Origin of the sequence: Nocardioides scoriae, from assembly GCF_900104965.1 — a bacterium.
Classification (GTDB): Bacteria; Actinomycetota; Actinomycetes; order Propionibacteriales; family Nocardioidaceae; genus Marmoricola; species Marmoricola scoriae.
Genome location: NZ_LT629757.1, coordinates 1,506,351 through 1,531,847, shown reverse-complemented (window position 1 = coordinate 1,531,847; position 25,497 = coordinate 1,506,351). Strand labels below are relative to the sequence as shown.

23 protein-coding genes are annotated in these 25,497 nt (G+C 74.6%); 15 read left to right on the top strand and 8 right to left on the bottom strand.

Features of this window, described 5'->3' with window-relative positions; all coding sequences use genetic code 11:
* Positions 1-4 precede the first annotated feature (4 nt).
* The 6 genes from hisD to hisF are packed head-to-tail and all read left to right on the top strand — an operon-like array spanning position 5 to position 5,306.
* Positions 5-1,309: a histidinol dehydrogenase gene (hisD, locus tag BLU55_RS07335; protein ID WP_091733577.1), complete on the top strand. Its 1,305-nt coding sequence runs from the start codon at positions 5-7 to the stop codon at positions 1,307-1,309.
* Positions 1,306-2,466 (top strand): histidinol-phosphate transaminase, encoded by a 1,161-nt coding sequence (locus BLU55_RS07330; RefSeq protein ID WP_091727831.1) that lies wholly within the window; start codon positions 1,306-1,308, stop codon positions 2,464-2,466. The genes hisD and BLU55_RS07330 overlap by 4 nt, the downstream gene beginning before the upstream one ends.
* Positions 2,463-3,071 carry an imidazoleglycerol-phosphate dehydratase HisB gene (gene hisB, locus BLU55_RS07325; RefSeq protein ID WP_091727829.1) on the top strand — a complete coding sequence of 203 codons (609 nt, stop codon included), beginning with the start codon at positions 2,463-2,465 and terminating at the stop codon, positions 3,069-3,071. Before BLU55_RS07330 ends, hisB begins: the two co-directional genes overlap by 4 nt.
* Positions 3,068-3,718 (top strand): imidazole glycerol phosphate synthase subunit HisH, encoded by a 651-nt coding sequence (gene hisH, locus BLU55_RS07320; RefSeq protein WP_091733575.1) that lies wholly within the window; start codon positions 3,068-3,070, stop codon positions 3,716-3,718. Before hisB ends, hisH begins: the two co-directional genes overlap by 4 nt.
* Positions 3,719-3,738: 20 nt before the next feature.
* On the top strand, positions 3,739-4,548 hold the full coding sequence (priA, locus tag BLU55_RS07315) for a bifunctional 1-(5-phosphoribosyl)-5-((5-phosphoribosylamino)methylideneamino)imidazole-4-carboxamide isomerase/phosphoribosylanthranilate isomerase PriA (protein ID WP_091727826.1): 810 nt from the start codon (positions 3,739-3,741) through the stop codon (positions 4,546-4,548).
* The gene (gene hisF, locus BLU55_RS07310) at positions 4,545-5,306 is read left to right on the top strand and encodes an imidazole glycerol phosphate synthase subunit HisF (protein WP_091727823.1); all 762 of its coding nucleotides are present in this window, start codon (positions 4,545-4,547) and stop codon (positions 5,304-5,306) included. The genes priA and hisF overlap by 4 nt, the downstream gene beginning before the upstream one ends.
* Before the next feature lie 15 nt (positions 5,307-5,321).
* Here the strand turns inward: hisF and BLU55_RS07305 are convergent, their stop codons facing one another.
* Both BLU55_RS07305 and BLU55_RS07300 read right to left on the bottom strand, forming a co-directional pair.
* On the bottom strand, positions 5,322-6,179 hold the full coding sequence (locus tag BLU55_RS07305) for a septum formation family protein (protein WP_091727820.1): 858 nt from the start codon (positions 6,177-6,179) through the stop codon (positions 5,322-5,324).
* Positions 6,180-6,189: 10 nt separating this feature from the next.
* On the bottom strand, positions 6,190-6,996 hold the full coding sequence (locus BLU55_RS07300; protein ID WP_091727817.1) for a septum formation family protein: 807 nt from the start codon (positions 6,994-6,996) through the stop codon (positions 6,190-6,192).
* A gap of 222 nt (positions 6,997-7,218) precedes the next feature.
* Here BLU55_RS07300 and BLU55_RS19410 point away from each other — a divergent pair, with 222 nt between their 5' ends.
* The 4 genes from BLU55_RS19410 (at position 7,219) to leuA (ending at position 13,627) form a co-directional block, all read left to right on the top strand.
* The gene (locus BLU55_RS19410) at positions 7,219-7,746 is read left to right on the top strand and encodes a heme NO-binding domain-containing protein (protein WP_157682778.1); all 528 of its coding nucleotides are present in this window, start codon (positions 7,219-7,221) and stop codon (positions 7,744-7,746) included.
* A gap of 7 nt (positions 7,747-7,753) precedes the next feature.
* Complete coding sequence (locus tag BLU55_RS07290) at positions 7,754-9,205, top strand: sensor histidine kinase (protein WP_091727812.1); 1,452 nt, start codon at positions 7,754-7,756, stop codon at positions 9,203-9,205.
* Positions 9,206-9,242: 37 nt separating this feature from the next.
* Positions 9,243-11,738, top strand: a complete 2,496-nt coding sequence (locus BLU55_RS07285; protein WP_231917095.1) for a GH92 family glycosyl hydrolase — start codon at positions 9,243-9,245, stop codon at positions 11,736-11,738.
* Positions 11,739-11,890: 152 nt separating this feature from the next.
* Positions 11,891-13,627 (top strand): 2-isopropylmalate synthase, encoded by a 1,737-nt coding sequence (leuA, locus tag BLU55_RS07280; protein WP_091727810.1) that lies wholly within the window; start codon positions 11,891-11,893, stop codon positions 13,625-13,627.
* Here leuA and BLU55_RS07275 read toward each other — a convergent pair.
* Both BLU55_RS07275 and BLU55_RS07270 read right to left on the bottom strand, forming a co-directional pair.
* Entirely contained in the window at positions 13,614-16,109 is a 2,496-nt protein-coding gene (locus tag BLU55_RS07275) for an ATP-binding protein (RefSeq protein ID WP_091727807.1), read from the bottom strand. The genes leuA and BLU55_RS07275 overlap by 14 nt on opposite strands.
* A gap of 49 nt (positions 16,110-16,158) precedes the next feature.
* A complete protein-coding gene (locus tag BLU55_RS07270; RefSeq protein ID WP_172833883.1) occupies positions 16,159-18,954 on the bottom strand; it encodes an ATP-binding protein in 2,796 nt (931 codons plus the stop codon).
* Positions 18,955-19,058: 104 nt separating this feature from the next.
* Here BLU55_RS07270 and BLU55_RS07265 point away from each other — a divergent pair, with 104 nt between their 5' ends.
* From BLU55_RS07265 to BLU55_RS07245, 5 genes are all read left to right on the top strand, one after another.
* Positions 19,059-19,907 carry an alpha/beta fold hydrolase gene (locus tag BLU55_RS07265; RefSeq protein WP_091727802.1) on the top strand — a complete coding sequence of 283 codons (849 nt, stop codon included), beginning with the start codon at positions 19,059-19,061 and terminating at the stop codon, positions 19,905-19,907.
* Between the two features lie 15 nt (positions 19,908-19,922).
* A complete protein-coding gene (gene recO, locus BLU55_RS07260) occupies positions 19,923-20,684 on the top strand; it encodes a DNA repair protein RecO (RefSeq protein ID WP_091727799.1) in 762 nt (253 codons plus the stop codon).
* Positions 20,684-21,475 carry an isoprenyl transferase gene (locus tag BLU55_RS07255; RefSeq protein WP_091727796.1) on the top strand — a complete coding sequence of 264 codons (792 nt, stop codon included), beginning with the start codon at positions 20,684-20,686 and terminating at the stop codon, positions 21,473-21,475. The genes recO and BLU55_RS07255 overlap by 1 nt, the downstream gene beginning before the upstream one ends.
* A 106-nt stretch (positions 21,476-21,581) precedes the next feature.
* Positions 21,582-21,965, top strand: coding sequence for a hypothetical protein (locus BLU55_RS07250; RefSeq protein ID WP_091727794.1), 384 nt, complete (start codon positions 21,582-21,584; stop codon positions 21,963-21,965).
* 60 nt (positions 21,966-22,025) lie between these two features.
* Positions 22,026-22,517, top strand: coding sequence for a metallophosphoesterase family protein (locus tag BLU55_RS07245; protein WP_091727791.1), 492 nt, complete (start codon positions 22,026-22,028; stop codon positions 22,515-22,517).
* Positions 22,518-22,520: 3 nt separating this feature from the next.
* Here the strand turns inward: BLU55_RS07245 and BLU55_RS07240 are convergent, their stop codons facing one another.
* The 4 genes from BLU55_RS07240 to BLU55_RS07225 are packed head-to-tail and all read right to left on the bottom strand — an operon-like array spanning position 22,521 to position 25,450.
* Positions 22,521-22,706, bottom strand: coding sequence for a hypothetical protein (locus BLU55_RS07240; RefSeq protein WP_091727789.1), 186 nt, complete (start codon positions 22,704-22,706; stop codon positions 22,521-22,523).
* 55 nt (positions 22,707-22,761) lie between these two features.
* Entirely contained in the window at positions 22,762-23,196 is a 435-nt protein-coding gene (locus BLU55_RS07235; RefSeq protein WP_091727786.1) for a hypothetical protein, read from the bottom strand.
* A complete protein-coding gene (locus BLU55_RS07230) occupies positions 23,193-25,121 on the bottom strand; it encodes an alpha/beta hydrolase (protein ID WP_091727784.1) in 1,929 nt (642 codons plus the stop codon). The genes BLU55_RS07235 and BLU55_RS07230 overlap by 4 nt, the downstream gene beginning before the upstream one ends.
* On the bottom strand, positions 25,121-25,450 hold the full coding sequence (locus tag BLU55_RS07225; protein ID WP_091727781.1) for a hypothetical protein: 330 nt from the start codon (positions 25,448-25,450) through the stop codon (positions 25,121-25,123). The genes BLU55_RS07230 and BLU55_RS07225 overlap by 1 nt, the downstream gene beginning before the upstream one ends.
* Between the last annotated feature and the right edge of the window lie 47 nt (positions 25,451-25,497).

Here is a 25,497-nt window from a genome sequence, read left to right as displayed (position 1 = left end):
TCCCATGATTCGCCGGATCGACCTCCGGGACGGCGCCGCCGGCGCCGATCCCGACTACCGCACCCTCGTCCCGCGCGCCGACTTCGACGTCGAGGCCGCGGTCCACGTGGTGCGCCCGATCTGCGACGACGTCCGCGACCGCGGCGTCGAGGCGATCCGGGAGTACACCGCGCGGTTCGACGGCGTCGAGCAGACCGAGGTCGCCGTGCCGCGCGAGGCGCTGCGCGACGCGCTCGCGGCCCTCGACCCGCAGGTGCGCGCCGGTCTGGAGGAGTCCATCCGCCGGCTGCGGCTCACCTGCGAGGCCGAGCTCGAGTCCGACGTCGTCACCGAGGTCGCCGCCGGCGCGCGGATCACGCAGCGGCTGGTCCCCGTCGACCGGGTCGGGCTCTACGTCCCCGGCGGGCTCGCGCCCCTCGTCTCCAGCGTGGTGATGAACGTCGTCCCCGCCCAGGTGGCCGGGGTGTCCTCGATCGCGCTGACCAGCACGCCCCAGAAGGCCTTCGGCGGGCTGCCCCACCCCACGATCCTGGCCGCCTGCGAGCTGCTCGGCGTGGAGGAGGTCTACGCCGTGGGCGGGGCCCAGGCCATCGCGATGTTCGCCTACGGCGCTGGTCCCTGCCGCCGCGTCGACCTCGTGACCGGGCCGGGCAACATCTACACCGTCTCGGCCAAGCGGCTCCTCAAGGGCGTCGTCGGCATCGACTCCGAGGCCGGGCCGACCGAGATCGCGGTGCTCGCCGACGACACCGCCGAGGCGGGCCACGTCGCCGCCGACCTGGTGAGCCAGGCCGAGCACGACCCGATGGCCGCCTCCGTGCTGGTCACCGACTCGCTGCGGCTCGCCGACGAGGTCGAGGCCGAGCTCGACAAGCAGGTGGCCGCCACCCGCCACGTCGACCGCGTCCGCACCGCCCTGGACGGCGTCCAGTCCGGCATCGTGCTGGTCGACGACGTCGAGCAGGGCCTGGCGGTCATCAACGCCTACGCCGCCGAGCACACCGAGATCCAGACCGCCGAGGCCGCCTCGGTGGCGCGCCGGGTCCGCAACGCCGGGGCCGTGTTCGTCGGCCCGTGGGCGCCGGTCTCGCTGGGCGACTACTGCGCCGGGTCCAACCACGTGCTGCCCACCGCCGGCTGCGCCTGCCACTCCTCGGGGCTCTCCGTGCGCTCCTTCGTGCGCGCGGTCCACCTCGTCGAGTACACCCGCGAGGCCCTGGCCGAGGTGGCCGGCCACGTCACGACGCTCGCGCACGCCGAGGACCTCCCCGGCCACGCCGCGGCCGTCGACGTCCGGTTCGACCGGTGAGCACGAGCACGCAGCCGACCTCCACCGAGCGCTCCTGGGTCCCGCTGCGCGAGGAGCTCCGCGGGGTGGAGCCCTACGGCGCGCCCCAGCTCGACGTGCCGGTCCAGCTCAACGTCAACGAGAACCCCTACGCGCCCTCGGCGGCCGTCGTCGAGGACGTCGCCGCCTCGGTGGCGCGGGCGGCCACGACGCTCAACCGCTACCCCGACCGCGAGTTCACCGAGCTGCGCGAGGGCCTGGCGGCGTACCTGGGTCGCGAGGCGGGGGTCGTGGTGGACCCGGCGCAGGTGTGGGCGGCCAACGGCTCCAACGAGGTGATGCTCCAGCTGCTCCAGGCCTTCGGCGGCCCGGGCCGGACCGCGATCAGCTTCGCGCCGACCTACAGCATGTACCCGGAGTACGCCCGCGACGCGATGACCGGCTGGGTCGCCGGGCGCCGCCACGAGGACTTCAGCTTCGACCTCGACGAGGCCCGCCGGCTGGTGCGCGAGCACCGCCCCAGCGTGGTGCTGCTGCCCTCGCCCAACAACCCGACCGGCACCGCGCTGCCGCACGACGTCATCGGCACCCTGTGCGAGCTGGTCGGCGACGACGGCGTCGTGGTCATCGACGAGGCGTACGCCGAGTTCCGCCGCGCCGGCACGCCCTCGGCCCTCGAGCTGCTCGCCACCGCGGACGGGCAGGGTCACCGCAACCTGGTCGTCACCCGCACCATGAGCAAGGCCTTCGCCCTGGCCGGTGCCCGGCTGGGCTACCTGGCCGCGGCGCCGGAGCTGTGCGACGCGCTGCGCGTGGTGCGGCTGCCCTACCACCTCTCCGCCGTCACGCAGGCGACGGCGCTGGCCGCGCTGCGCCACGCCGACGAGCTGCTCGGCAAGGTCGAGGAGCTGCGCGCCGAGCGCGACCGCACCGTCGCCTGGCTCGAGGAGCAGGGTCTCGAGGTCGCCCCCAGCGACGCCAACTTCGTGCTCTTCGGCCGCTTCGCCGACCGCCAGGCGGTCTGGCAGCGGCTGCTGGACGACGGCGTGCTGATCCGCGTCACCGGCCCCGAGGGCTGGCTGCGGGTCTCGATCGGCACGGCCGCGGAGATGCAGGCCTTCCGGAGCGCCCTCACCGGAGCGCTCGCCCACCCCACCACCGAAGGAGCCGGCCGATGAGCCGCACCGCCCGCATCGAGCGCCAGACCAAGGAGTCGAAGGTGCTCGTCGAGCTCGACCTCGACGGGTCGGGCCGCACCGAGGTCTCGACCGGCGTCGGCTTCTTCGACCACATGCTCACCGCTTTCGGGCGCCACGGCCTGTTCGACCTGACCGTGCAGACCGAGGGCGACGTCCACATCGACGGACACCACACCGTCGAGGACACCGCGATCGTGCTGGGCGACGCGCTCCTCGAGGCGCTCGGGCCGAAGTCCGGGATCCGGCGCTTCGGCGACTCGCTGGTGCCGCTCGACGAGGCGCTGGTGCAGTGCGCCGTCGACGTCTCGGGCCGGCCCTACTGCGTCCACACCGGCGAGCCCGCCGGCCAGGAGTACTTCCAGATCGGCGGCAGCGGCGTGCCGTACGCCGGATCGCTCACGCGCCACGTCCTGGAGACGCTGGCCCACCACGCCCAGATCGCGCTGCACGTGCGCGTCCTCGGCGGCCGCGACCCCCACCACGTCGTGGAGGCGCAGTTCAAGGCCGTGGCCCGGGCGCTGCGCGACGCGGTCGCCCTCGACCCGCGCGAGACGGGCGTGCCCTCCACCAAGGGCACGCTCTGAGCACCGCAGCGCCCCGGGTCACGGTCCTCGACTACGGCTCGGGCAACCTGCGCTCGGCCGTGCGTGCGCTGGAGCGGGCGGGGGCCGAGGTCACGCTGAGCGCCGACCGCGCGACGGCCATGGACTGCGACGGCCTCGTCGTGCCGGGCGTGGGCGCCTTCGCCGCGTGCATGGAGGGCCTGCGGGCGGTCCGGGGCCACGAGGTGATCGGTCGCCGGCTCGCCGGCGGTCGTCCCGTGCTGGGCATCTGCGTCGGCATGCAGATCCTCTTCGAGCGGGGCGTCGAGCACGGCGTGGAGACCGCCGGGTGCGACGAGTGGCCCGGCGTGGTCGAGCGGCTGCAGGCGCCCGTCGTGCCGCACATGGGGTGGAACACCGTCGAGGCCCCCGAGGGGACACGACTGTTCTCCGGGCTGGAGCAGGAGCGGTTCTACTTCGTGCACTCCTACGGCGTGCGCGACTGGACCCTGCAGACCAACGACCGCACCCGACCGCCGCTGGTCACCTGGGCCGAGCACGGCGGCGACCGCTTCGTGGCGGCCGTCGAGAACGGCCCCCTGACGGCCACCCAGTTCCACCCCGAGAAGTCCGGTGACGCCGGGGCTGCGCTGCTGCGCAACTGGGTCGCCTCGCTGCCCCGCCCCTGACGACCCACCCGGAGGACCACATGACCCAGCACCCCGCCAGCCAGATCCCGGCGCCCCACCTCGAGCTGCTGCCCGCCGTCGACATCGCCGGCGGCCAGGCCGTGCAGCTGGTCCAGGGGGTCGCCGGCTCCGAGAAGCGGTTCGGGGACCCGGTCGAGGCGGCGCTGCGCTGGCAGCAGGCCGGGGCGGAGTGGATCCACCTCGTCGACCTCGACGCCGCCTTCGGGCGCGGCCACAACCGCGAGCTGCTGGCGCGGATCGTCGGCACGCTCGACATCGACGTCGAGATGAGCGGCGGCATCCGCGACGACGCGTCGCTGGAGTCGGCCATGACGGCCGGCTGCCGCCGGGTCAACATCGGCACCGCGGCGCTGGAGCAGCCCGAGTGGTGCGCCTCGGCGATCGCCTCGCACGGCGACCGGATCGCGATCGGGCTCGACGTGCGCGGACGCACGCTGGCGGCCCGGGGCTGGACCCGCGACGGCGGCGACCTGTACGACGTGCTGGCCCGTCTCGACTCCGAGGGCTGCGCGCGCTACGTCGTCACCGACGTCAACAAGGACGGCATGCTCCAGGGCCCCAACCTCGACCTGCTGCGGGCCGTGTGCGCCGAGACCGACCGCCCGGTGGTGGCCTCGGGCGGCATCACCGAGCTGGCCGACCTCGAGGCGCTGATGGGCCTGGTGACCCCGGCCGACCAGCCGGGCGGCGTCGAGGGCGCCATCATCGGCACCGCGCTCTACGAGGGCCGCTTCACGCTCCCCGACGCCCTGGACCTGACGTGGCCGGAGCGGCCCCGCCCGGTGGACCAGCCGGTGCCGCAGCCGTGAGCCTGGCCGTCCGCGTCATCCCCTGCCTCGACGTCGACGCGGGGCGGGTCGTCAAGGGCATCAACTTCCAGTCGCTGCGCGACGCCGGCGACCCGGTGGAGCTGGCCAAGGTCTACGACGCCGAGGGCGCCGACGAGCTCACCTTCCTCGACATCTCGGCCTCCCACGAGGGTCGCTCGACCACGATGGAGATCGTCTCGGCCACCGCCGAGCAGGTCTTCATCCCGCTCACGGTCGGAGGGGGCGTGTCCAGCGTGGCCGACGTCGACCGGCTGCTGCGGGCCGGCGCCGACAAGGTCGCGGTCAACACCGCCGCCATCCGCCGCCCCGAGCTGGTCGCCGAGATCGCCGACCGGTTCGGCAACCAGGTGCTCGTGCTCTCGGTCGACGCCCGCCGCGCCGCGGGCACCGACTCCGGCTTCGAGGTCACCACCCACGGCGGGCGGACCTCCGCGGGTCTCGACGCCCTGGAGTGGGCCTCGCGCGCCGCGGAGCTGGGGGCCGGCGAGATCCTGCTCAACGCCATGGACGCCGACGGCACCCAGGACGGCTTCGACCTCGACCTGGTCCGCGCCGTGCGCCGCGAGGTCGCGGTGCCCGTCATCGCCAGCGGCGGCGCCGGGGCCCTGGACCACTTCGCCCCGGCCGTCGACGCGGGCGCCGACGCGGTGCTGGCCGCCACGGTCTTCCACTTCGGCACGCTGCGCATCCCCGAGGTCAAGGACACCCTGCGCGCCGCGGGCCACGCCGTCCGCTGACCCCGGGGCCCGCCCTCAGGCGGCGGGGACCCAGCACCACCCGTAGCGCTGGCCGGCGTCCCACCGGGTGCGGGTGGGCCACTCGAAGGACCAGGAGAACTCCAGGTCCCCTCCGGCGCGGTCGGACGCGACGGCACGGCAGCGGTCGTCGCCCTGGGCGGTGAGGTCGGCGGCGAGGTAGCGCGCCCCCTGCGGCAGCGCCACGACGTCGACCGCGCGCCAGGTGTGCCCCAGTGCGCAGGCCACCCGCTCGAAGCGGCGGGCGTCGGGGGCGGCGGTGCCGCAGGTGCCGTAGGTGTCGAGCGCGCCGGCGCCGTCGAGGAGCCCGCGGGCCCGGCCGGGCAGGCGCTGCAGGCGGTCGGAGGAGGCGACCGAGACCAGGTCGCAGCGGAACCAGTCGGCGCCGGCGTCGGCCTGCTCGAGCGTCGGGGTGAACCACACGACCTCGAGCCGGCTCAGCCGGCGGGCGGTCTCGTCGCCGCCCGCCCAGCTCGCCAGGGAGGCGGGGCACGCCGCGGCGACCCGGGCCCGGGTGGTGCGCGAGTCGACCGACAGCAGGTGTCCGTCGGCCAGCGAGGACAGCCGCCCGACCCTGACCGTCACCGAGGTGTGGGGACGGGCACAGCCGACGGCCTCCCCGTCGTCCACCGGCCGGGTCGCCGCGGTCAGGGTCAGGTCGTGGCAGCTCCCGACGGCGGGGGCGCGCGGGGCCGTGGCAGCCGCCGTGACCGAGGCCGTGGGGGAGGGCGAGGCGGAGCGCGAGGTGACCGGGGCGTCGCCGGCGGTCCCGGGGCCCCCCGAGCTGCAGGCGCCGAGCAGGAGCACCAGGGGGACCAGCAGGACCCCCAGGCGCCGTCCGCGCCCCGCCGTCATCGTGCCGGCCTCACCGGTCGGTCCTCGCCCAGCAGACCGAGCGCCGGTTGCCGGCCTGCCACTCGGCCTCCTTGAACCACGTGTAGCCGTACTCGTAGTCGACCGGGTAGTTCATCCAGGCGCCGACCGAGTCGGAGCAGAAGTCGCGGGTGCGCACCTGCACCAGCCGCTCGCCGGGGTACTCGTCGTCGGGCTGGCCGAGCTTGATGGTGGTGACCGCGCGCCAGTCGTGGGGCTCGGTGCAGGGCAGCTTCTCGGCCTCCAGCACGGTGGGCCCGGAGGCGCAGGTGAGCCACTGCTCGGGTGGCTTGGCGGCGAACAGGCCCTTGGCGTCCTGCGGGAGCGGGCGGTACGCCGTGGCCTCGGTGCTGCCGCCGACGAGGTCGCAGCGGTACCACCGTGCGCCCTTGTCCCAGCCCTCCTGCGAGGGCCGGAACCACGCCCAGCTCAGCTGGATCCGCATCGCCAGGCTCTCGTCGACGCCGAGGAACTTCTCGAAGGCGGCCTCGCAGCGCGGGTAGATCCAGCGGCCGTGCGCGCGGTCGTCGTACGCCGCGCCCGTCGACTCCGGCAGCGTGCCGACCGCGAAGGTCTGGGAGGTGTGGGCGGCGCCGCACGCGACCGGGTCGGTGTCGTTGCTGCTGCTCCCGACGTCCTCGGGGGTGAGCGGGTAGCAGGCGCCGAGCTCCGGCGGCGAGGTCCGGTCGGAGGCCTCCGGGCGGGCGAGCGGGGCCGACGAGCAGCCCGCCAGCACCACGAGGACCGCCAGCAGGGCGGCGACCGGGCCCGCGAGCACGGGCGTACGCCGAGGACGCACGGACTCTCCTCCCCACCCCTCGGGCCCCTGCCCGACGAGCGCTGGCCGCGATGCTACCGCCGCCGGCCGTCCTCGTGCGGCCGTTCGCGGCCGCGAGGGTGGCTAGACCAGGACACGCCTGGGTGGACGGTTGTACTGATCGTTCGCGCCGCCTTCACTAGCCTCCCAACCGGAAGGTTGTGGCCGCGGACTCCTGGGGGCCTCGTAGTGAAGGGCGTCATCTTGAACCTCGTCGAGGAAGCCGTGGTGCTGCAGCACGGCGACGCGGTGTGGGACCGGATCCTGGTGGACGCGGACCTCGACGGCGTGTGGACCAGCCTGGGCAACTACCCCGACGACGCGCTCCCACGCCTGGTGGGGGCGGGGTCGGAGCTCCTGGGCGTGGCGGAGGCCGACCTCTGCGTCGAGCTGGGACGCCACGCCACGCAGGGACTGTCGCAGCGCTACCCGGGTCACTTCGCCGCCCACGACGACGTCCGGTCCTTCCTGCTCACGCTCGACGACCTCGTCCACGCCGAGGTGGTGCGCCTGCACCCCGACGCCCAGCCGCCCCGCTTCTGGTTCGACGACGGTGAGGACGGGTCACTGCTCGTGCACTACCGCTCCCACCGCTCGCTCTGCGCGCTCGCCGAGGGCATGATCGAGGGGGCCGGCGTCGTCTACGACGAGCCGACCGCGGTCCACCACGAGGCGTGCCAGCTCCACGACGCCCCCCACTGCTCGCTGCGCGTCACCTTCGAGACAGGCTGAGGACCCCATGGAACTGGTCTCCGACACCGTCGAGTCGACGGACCCCGTCGCCGAGGTGCGACGGCTCCGTCGGCAGCTGCGCCGCGAGCAGGCGCGCCGGCAGGCGGCCGAGTCGATCGGGGAGCGGGCCACGGCCGACCTCTACGACTCCGTGCGCGAGCTGCGCAACGCCCAGGCCGAGCTGCTGGAGCGCGCCGACCAGGCCCGCGTGGTCACCGAGCTGGCCCGGGCGCTGCGCCAGGACTTCGACTCCGCCCAGCTGGTCAACCGTGCGGCGGAGTCGGTCGGGCAGGCCACCCAGGTCGACCGCTGCGACGTGCTGCTGGTCGACGCCGAGCGCTACTCCGCCGTCCGGGGGGCGTGGTCGGCCGGCCCCGAGGCCGCCCGGCTGCCGCAGCCCGCGTCGTTCGTCGACCTCCCCGAGTCGCTGACCTCGCTGCTGCTCGAGGCCGCCCAGCAGCTCGAGCCGCTGCGCATCGACCACGTCGGCGACGACCGCCGCCTCGACCCGGTGGGTGCGGCGGAGATCGTCGAGGCCCTCGGCGTGGTGGCGCTGGCCGCGGTCCCGGTCGCGGTGGGCGACGAGGTCGTCGGGTGGCTGCTGCTGTCCTCCATCCGGCCCCGCGCCTGGCAGCCCCGCGAGCTGGCGATCTGCCAGGGCGTCTCCCACGACCTGGTGGCCTCGCTGGTGCAGGTGCAGGCCTTCGAGCAGCAGCGCGAGTCGATGCGCCGCCTCGAGGAGCTCGACCGCGCCAAGGACGCCTTCATCTCGACCGTCTCCCACGAGCTGCGCACGCCGCTGACCAGCATCGTCGGCTACCTGGAGCTGATGAGCGAGGGCGGCATGGGCGAGCTGACCTCCGACGTCGCCCAGAGCGTGACCATCATCGAGCGCAACGTCGGACGGCTGCGCGCGCTGGTCGAGGACCTGCTCTCGCTCTCGGCGTACGACGCGGAGCAGGTCCACCTCGACCTGCGCGCCCTCGACCTGGCGCCGGTCGTGGCGGAGTGCCAGCAGACCCTGGCGCCGTCGACCGCGGCGAAGGACATCGAGGTGACCGTGGTCTCCGACTCCGAGGTGCCCCTGGTCCTCGGCGACCGCCGCCAGCTCGAGCGGGTGCTGCTCAACCTGCTCAACAACGCGGTCAAGTTCAGCCACCCGCACGGCGCGGTGACCGTGCGGCTGCACGCCGAGGGCGACGACGTCGTGCTCTCGGTGGTCGACACCGGCATCGGCATCCCGGCCGCCGAGCAGGACCGCCTGTTCTCCCGCTTCTTCCGCTCCTCCCTCTCGGTCGCCGACGAGATCCAGGGCACCGGCCTGGGCCTGGCCCTGGTGCAGTCGGTGGTCGAGTGGCACGGCGGCAGCGTCGAGATCGAGTCGCAGGAGGGTCGCGGGACCACCGTGCTGGTGCGGTTGCCGCGGGCGCCGCAGGAGGACGTCGCCACATGGGCCTAGTGTGACCCGGACCACAGCCCGCACTCGGAGGTCTCCCGTGAGTCGTCACGTCCACCGCTCCTCCGGACGCCGGTTGCTGCCGGCCCTGGCCCCGTCCCTCGTGCTGGCGCTCGGCGTCACCGGGCTGGCCCTCCCGGCCGCCGGGCCGGCCGTCGCCGCCCCGTCCGAGCGCAGCAGCGGCGAGGCGGGCTCCGGTGCCGCTCGCACCGTCCGCTCCGCCGTGGCCTACGTCGACCCGCTCATCGGCACGGCCAACGGCGGCAACACCTACCCGGGCGCCGTGCGCCCGTTCGGGATGCTGTCGTGGTCGCCCACCAGCACCAGGGGCGACCAGACCGACACCGGGGCGGCCAACGGGTACCAGTACGACACCACCCGGCTGCGCGGCTTCGCGCTCACCCACGTCAACGGCGCCGGGTGCCACCCCGGTGCGGCCGGCGACGTCCCGGTCTTCCCCCACGTGGGCGACATGACGGTCTCGCCGAGCGCCGACAGCGCCGATGCCACCTACGCCAGCGACTTCTCCCACGACGACGAGGTCGCCGAGCCCGGCCGCTACGCCCTGGGCCTGGCCAACGGAGTGCGCACCGACTTCGCGGCCACCACCCGCGCCGGCATCGGCACCTTCCGGTTCCCCGCCGACGAGCCCGCGCACCTGCTCTTCCGCGTGTCCAACTCGCTCAACGGCAGCGAGGCGGCCGACGTCCGCATCGACCGCAGGGCGCGGATGGTCACGGGGTCGGTGCTGACCGGCGGCTTCTGCGGTCGGCGCGCCAACGGCGGCGGCAGCAACAAGTTCTCCTACTACCGGCTCCACTTCACCGCCCACTTCGACCGCGCCTTCGCCTCGACCGGCACCTGGGTCGACGGGCAGCTCCGGCCGGGCACCACCACGGCCAGCGGGGGAGAGGGCTACGAGACCGGCGACCTGCGCCGCGGCCGTGGCTCGGGCGGCTACGTCGGGTTCGACACCTCGGGGCGCAACCGGCCGGTGACGATGCGCGTCGGGCTGTCCTACACCAGCGCCCGCGCCGCCGAGGCCAACCTGGCGGCCGAGCTGGGCCGCCGCGCCACCGTCCGCACCGTGGCCGCGGCCGGCACCCGCGCCTGGGAGCGGCAGCTGCGCAAGGTCGAGGTGGCCGGCGGCACCCGCGACGACCGCACGGCGTTCTACACCGCGCTCTACCACGCGGCGCTGGAGCCCAACGTCGCCAGCGACGTCGCCGGCACCTACCTGGGGGCCGACCGCTCGGTGCGTCGACTCGCCCGCGGCCAGGCTGCGCAGTACGGCAACTTCTCCGGGTGGGACCAGTACCGCGCCCACACCCAGCTGCTGGCCCTGCTCGACCCGCGGGTGGCCGGCGACTTCGCGCAGTCGCTGCTCAACCTCTCGCGCCAGCGCGGCGGCGTCTGGGACCGGTGGGTCCACGTCAACGGCGCCACCCGCGTCATGACCGGCGACCCCAGCGCCCCGACGCTCGCCGGCATGCACGCGCTGGGCGTGCGCAACTTCGAGGTCGGCGCCGCCTTCGACTCCCTGGTGCGCCAGGCGAGCGTGCCGCACCCCGACAGCCTGTCCGACTACGGCTGCCCCGGGCAGTGCGCGGGGATGCGCCCCGGCCTCGCCGAGTACCTGCGCCTGCACTACGCGCCGCAGGACGACTGCCACTGCTGGGGCGGCGCGGCCGAGACGCTCGAGGACGCCACCGCCGACCAGGCCCTGTCCGACTGGGCCCGCCGGCTGGGGCGGCCGGCGACCGAGCGCCGCTTCGCCGACCGCGCGGGCTGGTGGGAGAACACCTTCGACCCGGACGCCACCCCCGAGGGCGGCTACCAGCGGGCGCGCAACGCCGACGGCTCCTGGCTGGAGCCCTTCACCCCGGCGACCGGTGACGGCTTCGCCCAGGGCACGTCCGCGACGTACACCTGGATGGTGCAGCACGACGTGCAGCGCCTGGCCGAGCTCATGGGCGGGCGGAGGGCGGCCGCGAAGCGCCTCGACGCGTTCTTCCACACCGAGGACGGCTCGTGGTCCACGACGGTCGACCCGCTGCGCTACGACCCCACCAACGAGCCCGGCATCCACGTGCCGTGGCTCTACAACGCGCTGGGCCAGCCCTGGAAGACGCAGGAGACGGTCCGGGCCTACCAGCGGCTGGTCTACGGCACCGGCCCCACCGGCCTGCCCGGCAACGACGACCTCGGCACCATGTCGGCGTGGTACGTCTGGGCCGCCCTGGGGATGTACCCCCAGACCCCGGGCCGCGGCGAGGTGCTGCTCTCGAGCCCGACCTTCACGCTGGCCCGCATCCACCGCGGGGGCGGTCGCACCCTCACCGTCCGCGCGCCCGAGGCGTCCGCGCGCGCGATCTACGTCGAGGGCCTGCGCGTCGACGGCCGCCGGTCGACCCGCAGCTGGCTCCCGGCCTCGGTGCTCGTTCGGGGCGGCGAGCTGCGCTACGACCTCTCCACCCGGCCCGACCCCGACTGGGGGACGGGGGAGGGCGACCTGCCCGTGGACCACGGGCGCTGAGGGTCGGTGCCCGGGGTCTGGGCTAGGGTGGCCCCGATGACGTGCAGCCTCCTCCTTCGCTGCCGCAGCGAGGTCTGACCCGGCCGGACCCCTCGCCTGCGGAGAGCTCGACGCGCCCGGCTCGCACCCCGCAGCGACCCCGAGGATCCCCGATGACCCTGCAGCACTCCGGCTTCACCAACACCCAGCAGCCGAGCGGCATGCCGTTCCAGCGCTACCGCGCCTTCCCGCCCATCGACCTGCCCGACCGCACCTGGCCCTCGGCGCAGATCACCCAGGCGCCGCGGTGGCTCTCCACCGACCTCCGCGACGGCAACCAGGCCCTCATCGACCCGATGTCGCCCGAGCGCAAGCACCGGATGTTCGACCTGCTGGTCAAGATGGGCTACAAGGAGATCGAGGTCGGCTTCCCGTCGGCCAGCGAGACCGACTTCGCCTTCGTGCGCCAGCTGATCGAGCGCGACAAGGTGCCCGAGGACGTGACGATCTCGGTGCTCACCCAGGCCCGCGAGGACCTGATCGAGCGCACCACCCAGTCGCTGGTGGGCATCCACCACGCCAACATCCACCTCTACAACGCGCTCGCGCCGCTGTTCCGACGGGTGGTGTTCCGGGCCAGCAACGACGAGGTCAAGGACATCGCGGTGCGCGGCACCGAGATGTTCATGAAGTACGCCGAGCAGAACCTCGCCCAGACCGTCATCGGCTACGAGTACTCCCCGGAGATCTTCACCAGCACCGAGCTGCCGTTCTCGCTCGAGGTCTGCGAGGCCGTCTCCGACGTGTGGCAGCCCGAGGACGGCCGCGAGATCATCCTCAACCTGCCGGCCACCATCGAGGTCGCGACGCCCAACGTCTACGCCGACCAGATCGAGTGGTTCTCCCGCCAGCTCACCCGGCGCGAGCACACCACCATCAGCCTGCACCCCCACAACGACCGCGGCACCGCGGTGGCGGCCACCGAGCTGGCCCAGATGGCCGGCGCCGACCGCGTCGAGGGCTGCCTGTTCGGCCACGGCGAGCGCACCGGCAACGTCTGCCTGGTGACCCTGGGGATGAACCTGTTCAGCCAGGGCATCGACCCGCAGATCGACTTCTCCGACATCGACGAGGTCCGGCGCACGGTCGAGTACTGCACCCAGCTGCCGGTCCACCCGCGCCACCCGTACGCCGGCGACCTCGTCTACACGGCCTTCTCCGGCTCCCACCAGGACGCCATCAAGAAGGGCCTCGAGGCGCTCGAGCAGGAGGCCGAGCGCGCGGGCCGTCCCGTGGGCGAGCAGACCTGGGAGGCGCCGTACCTGCCGATCGACCCCAAGGACGTCGGCCGCACCTACGAGGCCGTGATCCGCGTCAACAGCCAGTCCGGCAAGGGCGGCGTGGCCTACGTGATGAAGTCCGAGCACAAGCTCGACCTGCCGCGCCGGCTGCAGATCGAGTTCAGCCGCGTGGTGCAGGAGCGCACCGAGTCCACGGCCGACGGCCAGGGCGGCGAGATGACCTCGGCGGCCATCTGGGAGGCCTTCCGCAGCGAGTACCTCGACCGTGACGCTCCGCTGGCGCTCGACTCCGTGCACACCTCCTCCGCGGCCGGCGAGCAGGACCAGCTCGACGTGCGCGTGAGCATCGACGGCGAGCTGCAGCAGCTCCACGGCGCGGGCAACGGCCCGATCGCGGCGTTCGTGGACGCGCTCAACTCGCTGCCCCAGGAGCTCGACGTGCGGGTGCTCGACTACGCCGAGCACGCCCTGTCCTCGGGCGGCGACGCGATCGCCGCGGCGTACGTCGAGTGCGCGGTGGGCGAGCAGGTGCTGTGGGGCGTCGGGCTCGACGCCAACATCGTCACCGCCTCGCTCAAGGCGGTGCTCTCGGCGGTCAACCGGCGCTGAGCCCCGCGGCCGGCGCCACCGCCGGCGCCGCCGCCACCGGTGCCGCCACGGCAGCGGGGGCGGCGGCCAGCGGCAGCCGCACCGTGAACGTGGTGCCCTCCAGGTGGGCGGAGCGGACGCCGACGTCGCCGCCGTGGGCCCGCACGATCGAGTGGATGATCGACAGGCCCAGGCCGGTGCCCTGGATGGCGCGCTCCTGGGCCGTGGAGGACCGGAAGAACTTGGTGAACAGCTCGTCCTGCTCGTCGAGCGGGATGCCGATGCCGGTGTCGCTGACCTCGAGCACCGCGGTGCCCTCGTCACGGTGCAGGCGGCACCGCACCCGGCCGCCGTCGGGGGTGAACTTCACGGCGTTGCTCAGCAGGTTCATCGCGACCCGGTCGAGGTGGGCCGCGTCGCCGCTGACGAGGACCTCGCCCCAGGAGACCTCGACGTCGACGTCGAGGTCGCGGTCGGCGAGCAGCGGGTGGATCGCCTCGCGGGCGTGCTCCACGACCTGCACCAGGTCGACCGGCACCCGGGTCCACGACGCGCTGTCGCCCGACTCGAGGCCGGCCAGGGTGAGCAGGTCGCTGGCGACCGAGATCAGCCGCTCGCCGTTGCGCGCGATCGCGTCGAGCATCACCTCCTGGCCGGGGGAGACCGGCCCGGCGGCGCCCTCGCGCAGCATCTCGGTGTAGCCGACGATGCTGGTGGTCGGGGTCCGCAGCTCGTGGCTGACGGTGGAGACGAAGTCGTTCTTGGCGGCATCGAGGCGGCGCAACCGGTCCACGACGTGGCGCTCCTTCTGCAGTGCAGCGACCAGCATCTCCTGGCTGCGGCGCTGCTCGGTGACGTCGCGCCCGACGCACAGGTAGCCCGTCACCCGGCCGACCACGTTGGTGACGACGCTGATGGTGGTCGAGACGACCAGCTCGGTGCCGTCCGCGTGGCGCCAGGTCCAGTCGTGGGTCTCGGGCACGCGGGCCGGGCAGTGCGAGGGCTCGAGCGGGCCCAGCTCGCCGGGCGCGGGGCCGTCGGCGCCGGGGCACACCGGCGTACCGCTGATGAAGGCGTGGGGGTGGCCCGAGGTGACGACGGTCGAGACCGGGCGCGAGACGAGGTCGGCCTCGCTGCGTCCCAGCAGGGCTTCGGCGCCGTGGTTGAGCAGCACCACCCGGCCGAGGTCGTCGAGCGCGACCAGGGCGGTGGCCACCGGTGCCTCGAGCAGGTGGCGGACCAGGCCCGAGGTGCTGCGCTCGCTGGTGACGTCGGTGGCGGTGCACACCACGCGGACCACCTGGCCGGCGGCGTCGCGGACCACGTTGTTGCTCCAGACCACGCGCAGCCGCTCGCCCGAGGCGGTGAGGACGTCGGCCTCGCGGAACTCCGGCACGCCCGACCCGTCGGGGTCGGCGAAGATCCGGCGCACCGTCTCGGCGCGCTCGGGCGGGACCAGGGGGCACTCCCAGAACCGGAGCCCGAGCACGTCCTCGGGGGTGAACCCGGCCAGCCGGGTCAGGGTGGCGTTGCACTGCAGGATCGTGCCGCCGGCGTCGCTGACCACGATGATCGCCGAGGTGGTGTCGAGGGTGGTGGCGCTGAGCTCGCGCTCGGCGGCCAGGCGCCGGGTCAGCTCGGCGCGCTGCGCGGAGGCCAGCGCGGTCGGCACGGCCAGCAGCGCGGCGCAGACGAGGTAGCCCTGGACCGACGCGCCGGCCTGGAGCGGGTCGAGCAGGCCGTCTCGCCCGGCGAAGGGTCCGGCGCCCAGGGTTGTGCTGGCGGTGGCGACCACGGCCAGTGCCCCGACCTGGAGCGCGGCGAGGTACGGCGTGAGCCGCAGCGCCGCCCACACCAGCACCGGCAGCGGCAGGAAGGACAGGCTCAGCGGCCACGAGGGCCAGAACACGGCCACCACCGCGAGCACGAACAGCGTGCCCTGGGCGAGCGCCTCGACGCGCTGCCCCGCCGGCACGCGCAGCCGCACCGGCATCAGCAGCAGCGGCACGATGACCAGGGTCGCGGCCAGGTGCGAGGGAGCCACGGTGCGGGCGCTGGCCCACGCCGGCTCGCCCACCAGGGCGGTGGCCAGCGCGGTGCCGAGCCCGATGGTGAGCGCGGCGGCGCAGGCGGCGGCGAGGACGCCGGCGTACCCCTCGGGGGCCTGCAGGCGCAGCCGACCGGCGCCCCGGCCCAGGTGGGTCAGCACGGTCGCCGCCACCAGCGCCTCGAGCGCGGTCGCCGCGCCCATGAGCAGGCTGATCGGCACCGCCCTGCCCGCCACCAGCGAGGACACGCCCGTGCAGGCGCCGACGGCGAGCAGCAGCAGCGGCCACGAGGAGCGCCGCGACAGCGCGAGCAGTGCCACCGCGAAGCCCGCGGCGGGCCACCACGTGGCGACCGCCTGCGGGTCCGGCCGCCACAGCAGCGAGGTCAGGGAGGCGCCGAGCACCGCCGCCAGGAGGGCCACGGCACGCAGGGCCCTCCGGGGATCGGTGCTCACGCCCCGATTCTGCGCCGGATCGGACCGAAGATTCTCACAAATCGGACTTTTAGGTTGGGGGAGCGCTGCGGGTGGAGCGGTGGGCGAGCGGCAGGGTCAGCGCGAAGGTGGTGCCCTCGCCGACCCGGGAGCGCACGGTGATGCTCCCGTCGTGGCTCTCCACGATGCTGCGGACGATCGACAGGCCCAGGCCGGATCCCTGGATGGCGTGCTCCTGGACGACCGAGGTGCGGAAGAACCGGTCGAAGACGTGCTCGAGGTCGGCCTCGGGGATGCCCAGCCCGGTGTCGGCGACCTCGACGACGACCGAGCGCCGGTCGGGCAGCGGCCGCAGGCCGACCGTCACGCGGCCGCCGTCGGGGGTGAACTTCACGGCGTTGGTGAGCAGGTTGGTGACGGCGCGCTCCAGGTGGGAGGCGTCCCCCGAGACGGTCACGGGCTCCTGGGGCAGCTCGCAGCCGGTGGCGAGGTCGCGCCCGGTCAGCAGCGACTCCACCGACCGCACGCTCTCGCGGACCACCTCGACCAGGTCGAGCTCGGCGCGCTGCGCCGGCCACGCCTCGCGGTCGAAGACGGCCATCAGGAGCAGGTCGTCGGCCAGGGCGAGCAGCCGGTCGCCGTTGCGGGCGATCACCTCCACGAGCTGCTGCTGCCCGGGCTCGAGCTCGCCGGTGATGCCGTCGGCGAGCATCTCGGCGCTGCCGATGATGCTGCTCATCGGGGTGCGCAGCTCGTGGCTGACGGTGGAGACGAAGTCGTCCTTGGCCCGGTCGAGGTCCTGCAGCCGGGCCACGACCTCGCGCTCGCGCCGCAGCGCGTTGACGAGGATCTCCTGGTTGCGGCGGGTGTCGGTGACGTCGCGGGCCACGAACAGGTAGGCGAACACCTTGCCGAAGCCGGTCGCCACCGGGCTGCTGGTGAGCGAGACCCGCACCCCGGAGCGGCCCTGCGGCAGCATCGTCCAGTCCTGGGTCTCGGGGGTCAGCTCGCCACCCCGCCGGCCGAACAGGTCGACCAGCTCGAGGGGGGTGCCGGGCTCCGGGCCCTCCTCGTCGTGGACCGGCGCCAGGAAGTCGACCAGCCGGCGGCCCTGGGCCTCGGCGGAGGTCAGCCCCAGCAGCCGCTCGGCGCCGGTGTTGAACAGCGTGATCCGGCCCTGCAGGTCGGTGCCGACGAAGGCGATGGTGGTGGCCGACTGCAGCACGTGCTGGACCAGGCCCGCGCTCTCGCGGGCGTCGGTCACGTCGGTGGCGCTCAGCACCAGCGTCACCGGCCCCTCCGGGTCGCTGCGGTGGACCACGTTGGAGAACACCACGGTGCGGTGCTCGCCCGAGCGGGTCATGACGGTCGCCTCGCCCTGCCGCGGCAGCGAGACCAGGTTGCCGATCAGGTCGCTGACGCCGGCGCGCAGGTGCTCGGGCATCAGCGTGTCCCAGAACGACCGGCCCACCAGGTCGCCCTCGGCGTACCCGGTCATGCGGGTGGTGGCGGGGTTGGCCGCGATCACGGTGCCGCGGTCGTCGGTCACCAGGATCATGCTCGACGCGGTGTCGATGACAGCGCGGGTGTAGGTGCGCTCGGCCTGCAGCCGGGCCTGCAGCTCCAGCGTCTCGGTCAGGTCGGTCAGGTGCAGCGACCAGCGCCCCGCGCCGGGACCGGTCTCCAGCTGCGAGAGCACCGCGTCGAGCCGGGCGCGCGGGCGGTCGTGGAGGCCGACGCGGCCCGACCACCCGCCGTCGACCTCGCCCCGGGCACCGGCCGCGGCGACCCGGTCCCAGCCGTCGAGCAGGTCGGGTGCGGTCACCAGGTCGCCCAGCCGTCGCGCGGGCAGGTCCGCGAGCGGCTGCTCGAGCAGGACGGCGGCGGCCTCGTTGCCCTCCTCGACGACGAGGTGTCCGGTGTCCTCGCGGACCAGCAGGATCGGGACCCGGGACGCGGTGAAGGCCTGGCGGGCGTGTCGCTCCCGGCTGGCCAGGCGGCGCAGCGCCTGCTCGCGCTCGCCGACGGCCAGCGCCAGCGGGAGCCCGATCAGCCCGGCGCAGGTGAGGTAGACCTGCGAGACCACCGCGCTCACCGTGCCCGGGCCGGCCATGGTGACGAAGGGCCCCCACTCGGCAGCGGTGCCGACCGAGACGACCACGGCCAGCGCCACCAGCTGCAGCGCCACCGTGCGCACGGGGAAGCGGCTGGCCGCCCACACCACGAGGGGCAGCGGCACCAGGCCGAGCCCCTGCAGCGACGCCCCGAGGGGGCCGAAGGCCAGCAGCGCCACGACCAGCAGCAGCGTGGTGTGCAGCGCGACCTCGCGACCGCGCTCGTGCGACCCCGGGCGCCACGCGACCATCCCCAGCGGGGCGATGAGCACCACCGACGCGAGGTGGGCCGGGGCGATGGTCGCCAGCGTCGCGGCGTACGGCCGGTCCAGGAGCAGGGAGTACGCCGCCGCGACGCCGACGCCGGCCACCACGGCGCCGCAGACCGCCGCCAGCACCAGCCACCAGGCGTCCTGGAGCCGCCTCAGCCGTCCGCCGGACCAGCGCTGGAGCAGCGCCATCACCACCGCCGCCTCGACCGTGTTGGCGGCGCCCAGCAGCAGGGCGGCGAGCGGCGGCCGCCCGGCCGTCAGGTTGGCGCCGACCCAGGCGACCAGCAGCGCGAGCAGCACCACCCGGCGCCGGCGGGGCGGGGCCAGCAGCAGCGCGACGATCCCGAGCCCCGCGGCCGGCCACCACGAGACGGTGACCTCGACGGTGTAGGCGGCCCACAGGCTGGCCACCGCGGCGACGTAGCTGGCCAGCACCAGCGCCACCACCGGCCCGCGCCCGGTCGTCGTCTCGGAGTCCACGCGGTGATTCTGGTCCCTGCCGCCGGCCGCTGTCGCGCGGCCCGCGTGCCCGTGATGCGGACGCGACCCCTGCACCCCGACCGCGCGCCTGCCAAGGTGGCCCCATGAGCCTGGTCTCGGAGCGCATCGGTCAGTTCTTCCACGACGGCCACCGCCTGGAGTTCACCGAGTACGGCGGCGGCGACCGCTGGGTCGTGCTGCTCCACGGCCAGCTGATGCCGCGCCGCATGCACCAGCCGCTGGCGCGCCACCTGGCCTCCCAGGGTGCCCACGTCATCACCCTCGACCTGCTCGGCCACGGCCGCTCGGACCGCCCCGACGACCCGCTGCTCTACTCGATGACCGCCTTCGGCGAGCAGGTGATCGCGCTGCTCGACGAGCTCGGCATCGAGCGCGCCGTCATCGGGGGCACCTCGCTGGGCGCCAACACCTCGCTCGAGGTGGCCTCGCTGGCCCCCGAGCGGGTGCAGGGCCTGATCTGCGAGATGCCGGTGCTCGACAACGCGCTCGAGGCCGGGATCCTGGCCTTCGCCCCCCTGCTGTTCCTCTCGCGGTTCGTGCCGCTGAGCGTGAGCGCCCTGCGCACCGTCACCCGCGCCGTCCCGCGCGGGCTGGTGCCCTTCTGGACCGGCATCGCGCTCGACACCATGGACCAGCGCCCGGCCCCGATGGCGGCCGCCATCCACGGCATCTTCTTCGGTCGGGTCGCCCCCTCCTCGCGGCTGCGCCGCCGGATCCAGGCCCCGGCGCTGGTCGTGGGCCACCCCAGCGACCCGATCCACCCGGCCGCCGACGCCGCCATGCTCGCCGGCGAGCTGCCCGACGCCCGCTTCGTCGAGGCCCGCTCGATCCTGGAGTGGCGGGTGCGGCCGGCGCGGCTCGACGGGCTGACCAGCGACTTCGTGGCCGAGTGCTTCGCCCGCGAGGCGGTGCCGCGCTCCGTCGGGAGCTGAGGGGACAATGGGCCCATGCCCCTGTACAGCGACGAAGCGGTCGTGCTCCGCACGCACAAGCTGGCCGAGGCCGACCGCATCATCACGCTGCTGACCCGCCAGCACGGCGTGGTGCGCGCCGTGGCCCGCGGCGTGCGACGGACCTCGTCGCGGTTCGGCTCGCGCCTGGAGCCCTTCACCCACGTCGACCTGCAGCTCGCCGAGGGGCGCAACCTCGACACCATCACGCAGGCCGAGACCCGGGCGCCGTTCGGGGCCACCATCTCGGCCGACTACGACCGCTACACCGCCGCCTGCGTGATGCTCGAGACCGCCGAGCGGCTGGTCGTGGAGGAGCGCCAGCCCTCGGTGCAGCAGTACCTGCTGCTCGTCGGGGCGCTGCGGGCGATGACCGCGGGGGAGCACCGCCCCGGCGACGTGCTCGACTCGTTCCTGCTGCGCTCGCTGGCCGTGGCGGGCTACGCGCCGTCGTTCGTGGCCTGCGCGAGCTGCGGGCTCGAGGGCCCGCACCGCGCCTTCAGCCCGGCCGCCGGCGGCTCGCTGTGCACCACCTGCCGCGTCCCCGGCTCGGCCAACCCGGCGGGGGAGACGCTGACCCTCATGGGCGCGCTGCTCGCCGGTCACTGGGACGTCGTCGACGAGGCCGAGACGCGGCACCGGCGCGAGGCGCGCGGCCTGGTCGCGGCGTACGTCTCGTGGCACCTGGAGCGCGGGCTGCGCTCGATGCCCCACCTCAGCGAGACCTGGGACGCCCGCCCCGGCGTGGCGGGCGCCTGATGCGCCGTTCCCGCCGGTCGGCACCGGACCGCGGTCCGGTCCGGCCCCCGACCCCCCACGCCAGCGGCGCCACCGCGCCCGACGTGCCGCTCGACCTGGTGCCGCGCCACGTCGCGATCATCATGGACGGCAACGGCCGCTGGGCCCAGGAGCGCGGGCTGCCCCGCACGGCGGGCCACGCCGAGGGCGAGTCCTCGCTGTTCGACGTGGTCGAGGGCGCGATCGAGGTCGGGGTCAAGGCGATCTCGGCGTACGCCTTCTCCACCGAGAACTGGTCGCGCTCGGCCGACGAGGTGAAGTTCCTCATGGGCTTCAACCGCGACGTCATCCGCCGCCGCCGCGACGAGATGCACGAGCTCGGCGTGCGCGTGCGGTGGGCCGGCCGCGCCCCCCGGCTGTGGCGCTCGGTGATCAAGGAGCTGCAGGTCGCCGAGGAGCTGACCCGCGACAACGACGTGCTGACCCTGACCATGTGCGTCAACTACGGCGGCCGCGCCGAGCTCGCCGACGCCGCCCGCGCCCTGGCCCAGGACGTCGCCGCCGGACGGGTGGACCCCGACCGCGTCGACGAGCGCACCTTCGCGCGCTACCTCTACGTCCCCGAGCTCGCCGACGCCGACCTCGTCTGGCGCACCTCCGGCGAGCAGCGCCTGTCCAACTTCATGCTCTGGCAGGCCGCCTACAGCGAGCTCGCCTTCACCGACGTCCTGTGGCCCGACGTCGACCGCCGCCACCTGTGGGCCGCGGTCGAGGAGTACGCCGGCCGCAACCGCCGCTACGGCACCGCCTGACTCCTCCCGGTCCCTGAGGAACGACGGAGTCGTGTCTCGAAGGGCGCCGCCCGTCCGCCGGACGCGGGGGCTGACGGGTGTCGGTGGCCGGGGTTAGCGTGCCCCGGTGAGACGCGCACCCCACGAGAACGTCGCCACCGTGCTGGTGGAGCCGGGCGTGCTCGCGGACCTCGAGCTCACGCTGATGGCGCTCGACCTGCGGCTGTGGCCGGTGCGGACGGCGCCGATCGTGGAGGACGGCCCGCGCCAGGAGTTCCAGGTGCGGCGGCGGCTGCTGGTGGCGCAGCGGGGGGCGTGGGACCTCGCGCAGACCTGGACGCCGGTGTGGATCGGGTTCGGCCCCTCGTGGCACCACGACGGCGACCCGCTGCCCTGGGCGGCCCACGTCGCGCTGTGGCGCTCCCTGGAGGCGTACGCCGACCACGTGCGCTTCCACAAGCGCCTCGGCGGGGTGCAGCGGCTGCCGCTGCCGGCCGACATCGACGTCTGAGGCACGGCCCCGTCCCGGCCCCGTCCCGGCCCTCGACCGCCCGGCCGCCACACTGGACGGGTGCGCATCGCCGTCCTCGCCGACACCCACTCGCCCCGCTTCTGGAAGGGCTGCCCGCCGGCCGTGGCACGGGCGCTGGAGGGGGTCGACCTGGTGCTGCACGCGGGCGACGTCTGCCGCGCGGAGACGCTGGACGAGCTGGCGGCGCTGGCCCCGGTGCGGGTGGTGCTCGGCAACAACGACGGCCCGGACGTGGCCGCGTGGGGGGCACCGGAGGTGCTGGAGCTGACGCTGGCGGGCGTCGCCGTGGCGATGCTGCACGACAGCGGGCCGGCCAGGGGGCGCGGTGCCCGGCTGCGCCGGCGGTTCCCGCACGCCGACCTGGTGGTCTTCGGGCACTCGCACGTGCCGTGGGACGAGGTCCACGAGGGCCAGCGGGCCTTCAACCCGGGGTCGCCGACCGACAAGCGGCGCCAGCCGCACCGCACCATGGGCGAGCTGGTGCTGGAGGACGGCGAGGTCCGCAGCAGCCGGGTCCTCGTGCTGGACTGAGGCTCAGCCGATCCCGACCGTGCGCAGCAGCCAGTCGGTCTCGGCCTCCTGGGCGCCCCGCTCGACGGGGTCGGGTCGCACGTCGTGGACGGCCCGCAGGTCCTCGAAGCGCACGGCCGGCGGCAGCTCGGCGTACCTGCTGCGCGGTGCGGGTGCGACGGGCCGGTCGGCGTCGGCGGGGTGCGTCATGGCGACCTCCAGGGATCGCTCCCAGCGTACGCCGCGCCGCCCGCGACGGCGACGCTCAGCGCACGCATCCGCCGCTGCCGCTGACCGCGGCGAGGCCCTTGTCCTCGAACACGGTCACGCCCATGGTCACCTCGCCCTTGCGGAACACGGTGTTGTCCGAGCCGCGGGGGCGCACCTCCCAGCCGTCCTGCTCGTACTGCTGGGCGACCTCGGAGCGCACCCGCTCGAGGGTGCCGGGCTGCACGGTGACGCGGACGTTGTAGATCAGGTCCTTGCCGGAGTCGCGGTCGCCGGGCACGCAGTCGGTGATGGTGTCCTGCTGGACCTCGGGGTCCTGGCCGACCCGGCCCGCGAGCTCGTCGATGAGGGTGCGGGCCTCGGCGGCCACGGTCTCGATGTCACGGTCGGGCACGGAGGGCTCCTTGCTGCTGGTGCAGGCGGTGAGGGTGGTCAGCAGGGCGACGAGCACGAGGGCTGCTGCGCGGGTCACTCGATGTCCACCTGTTCCCCGGGTCCCCACCCGGTCTGGTAGGACGACACGCCACCGTAGGGGGAGGTGACGTAGTCGTACTCGGGCGCCCGGTAGGTCGTCACCTCGCCGCCGTTGAGCACCTCGACCATGTTGTACCAGGCGTCCGACTGCTCCTCGAACACCGCGCTGTGGGAGTCCGTGCCGGTGTTGAACTCCCCGTCGGCGGTGTTGCCGGTGTCGAGCCGGACGGTGCCGGGGAAGCTGTCCGGGTCGGCCCCGTGGCCGATGTTGTCGCCGGCCTGCGTGCCCTGGGAGAGCTCGATGACGTCACCGGGGGCGGTCATCGAGTAGCGGTCGACACCGGCCTGCGAGGCCGGCAGGTCACCGGGGTCCTGCACGTCGTGGCCCATGCCGGCGGACTCGACGTGCAGCACGCGGTCGGCGTCGAGCCCGGCGAGCTCGGAGCGCCCGACGACGGCGCCGCCGTAGGAGTGGCCGAGGTAGGTCGTCTGCGCGTCGTTGCCCGCGGCCGCCGAGTGGTCGATCTCCTGGCGGACGTCGTGGGAGAAGTCGGCCAGCCGGGGACCGAGGTCGCGGGCGTAGTTGGCGAACGGGGCGTCCTGCACGACGCTGTCGGGCAGGTCGCCGCCCATCCACGAGATCATCGCGAGCTCGCCGGGCGGGCTGGCGTTGACGAACGACTCCGAGCGGTCCGCGACGCCCTGGTAGCCCGCCAGGTCGGTGCCGGTGCCGGGCACGCTGACCCCGACGTTGCGGGTCTCGGCGCCGATGTCGCCGTGCAGCTCGGCGATGGCGCCGTCGCCCGCGGGGTCGAAGTAGAGGATCTGCCGGTCGTCGCCCAGGATCGACTCGTAGAGGTCGATGCGGCTCTGCGCGTCGGACAGGGGGCCCTCGAGGTCGTCGTTGTTCAGCCCGAGGAAGTCCCAGTCGTCCTGGTTCTCGGCGTGCTGGTCCTCGAGGTCGGACAGGTGGGCCCGCTCGTCGGCGAGGGCGACGACCACGGCGACGGTGTTGGCGTCCGCGCGGTTGCCGAAGGGGACGCCGTCGAGGTTGCCGACCACACCCGGGTAGAGCATCGCCAGCAGCGCGGCGTCCTCGGGCGGGAGGCTCTCGAACAGCGCGCGGGCGTCCTCGCGCCGCTGCTCGTGCAGGGCCGCGGAGCCGTCGGGGGTGGTGAGCGCGGGTGCGAGGATCGCCGCGAGCTCGGCGGCGGGACCGGTGCCGGGCGGGGGCCGCCGCTCGAGCAGGGCGGCGGCTGCCTCGGGGTGGTCGATGATCCAGGCCCGCAGCTCCTCGCTGGTCATCCCGGCCGCCCCGGGGGGCAGCGTGCCCCGTGCGACGAGGTCGGCCACGAGGGCGTCGAGGGAGCTCGAGCGGGAGGCGACGTACTGCCCCGCCTCGGCGGGCGTGTCGGATCCCTGCAGCACCGCGACCAGGGTGTCCTCGGCGCGCGTCGTGTCGTCCTGCCAGGTCTGGACGCGCTGCACGAAGGCGTCGACGTCGGCCTGCAGCGCCTGGGCGCGCTGGCGCAGGTCGGCCTCCTCGTCCTCGGTGTACGACGCGCCGTCGGCCGCCAGGGTGCGCTGCCGGTCGGCGAGGCTGCCGCGCTCCTCGACGAGGTCGGTGCGGCGCTGCTCGAGGGTGGCGACGGTGTCGAAGAAGGTGTCGAGCGCCGTCGCGACGCGGTGCAGCACGGCGACGGCGGCGTCGAGGTCGGTCGCGAGCGCGCTCATCGCGTGGCCGGCCGCCTCGGAGGCGTCGCCCTCCCACCCGGGCGGCACGCCGTCGGCCGCGGCCCAGTCCGACACCTCGCCGGTCGTGGTGGCGGCGTCGCGCACCGGCCGCACCATCGGGGAGCCGGTCGAGCGGGGCTCGAGGAGGGGCACCTCGGGCGGCGGCGCCGGGATCACGACGGCGGCCATCAGGACCCCTCGGGGCGGCTGGTGCGCTGGTCCCAGGGCAGCAGGGCGGCCATGGCGGCGTGGCTGGCCTCGTCGGTGGCGTCGTACGACGCGGCCGAGGCGTCGAGGTCGTCGGCGTGCCGCTCCGCGGTGTCCGCGTGCAGCGTGAGCGCCTCGACCCAGGTGTCGAGGAAGGCCGACAGGGCGGGCTCGACGCGGGGTCCCGCGGCGGTGGCGGTGCCCTCGGCGCCGGCCAGGCCGCTGCGGGCCGAGCGCAGGGTGGCCTGCTGGTCGCGCCACGCGGTGGCGGCGCCGCGCAGGCTCGCGGTCCAGGCGGTGACGTCGGTCATGACCCTCCCGGTGGTGTCGGCACGGATCCTAGGGCGCCGACGGACGC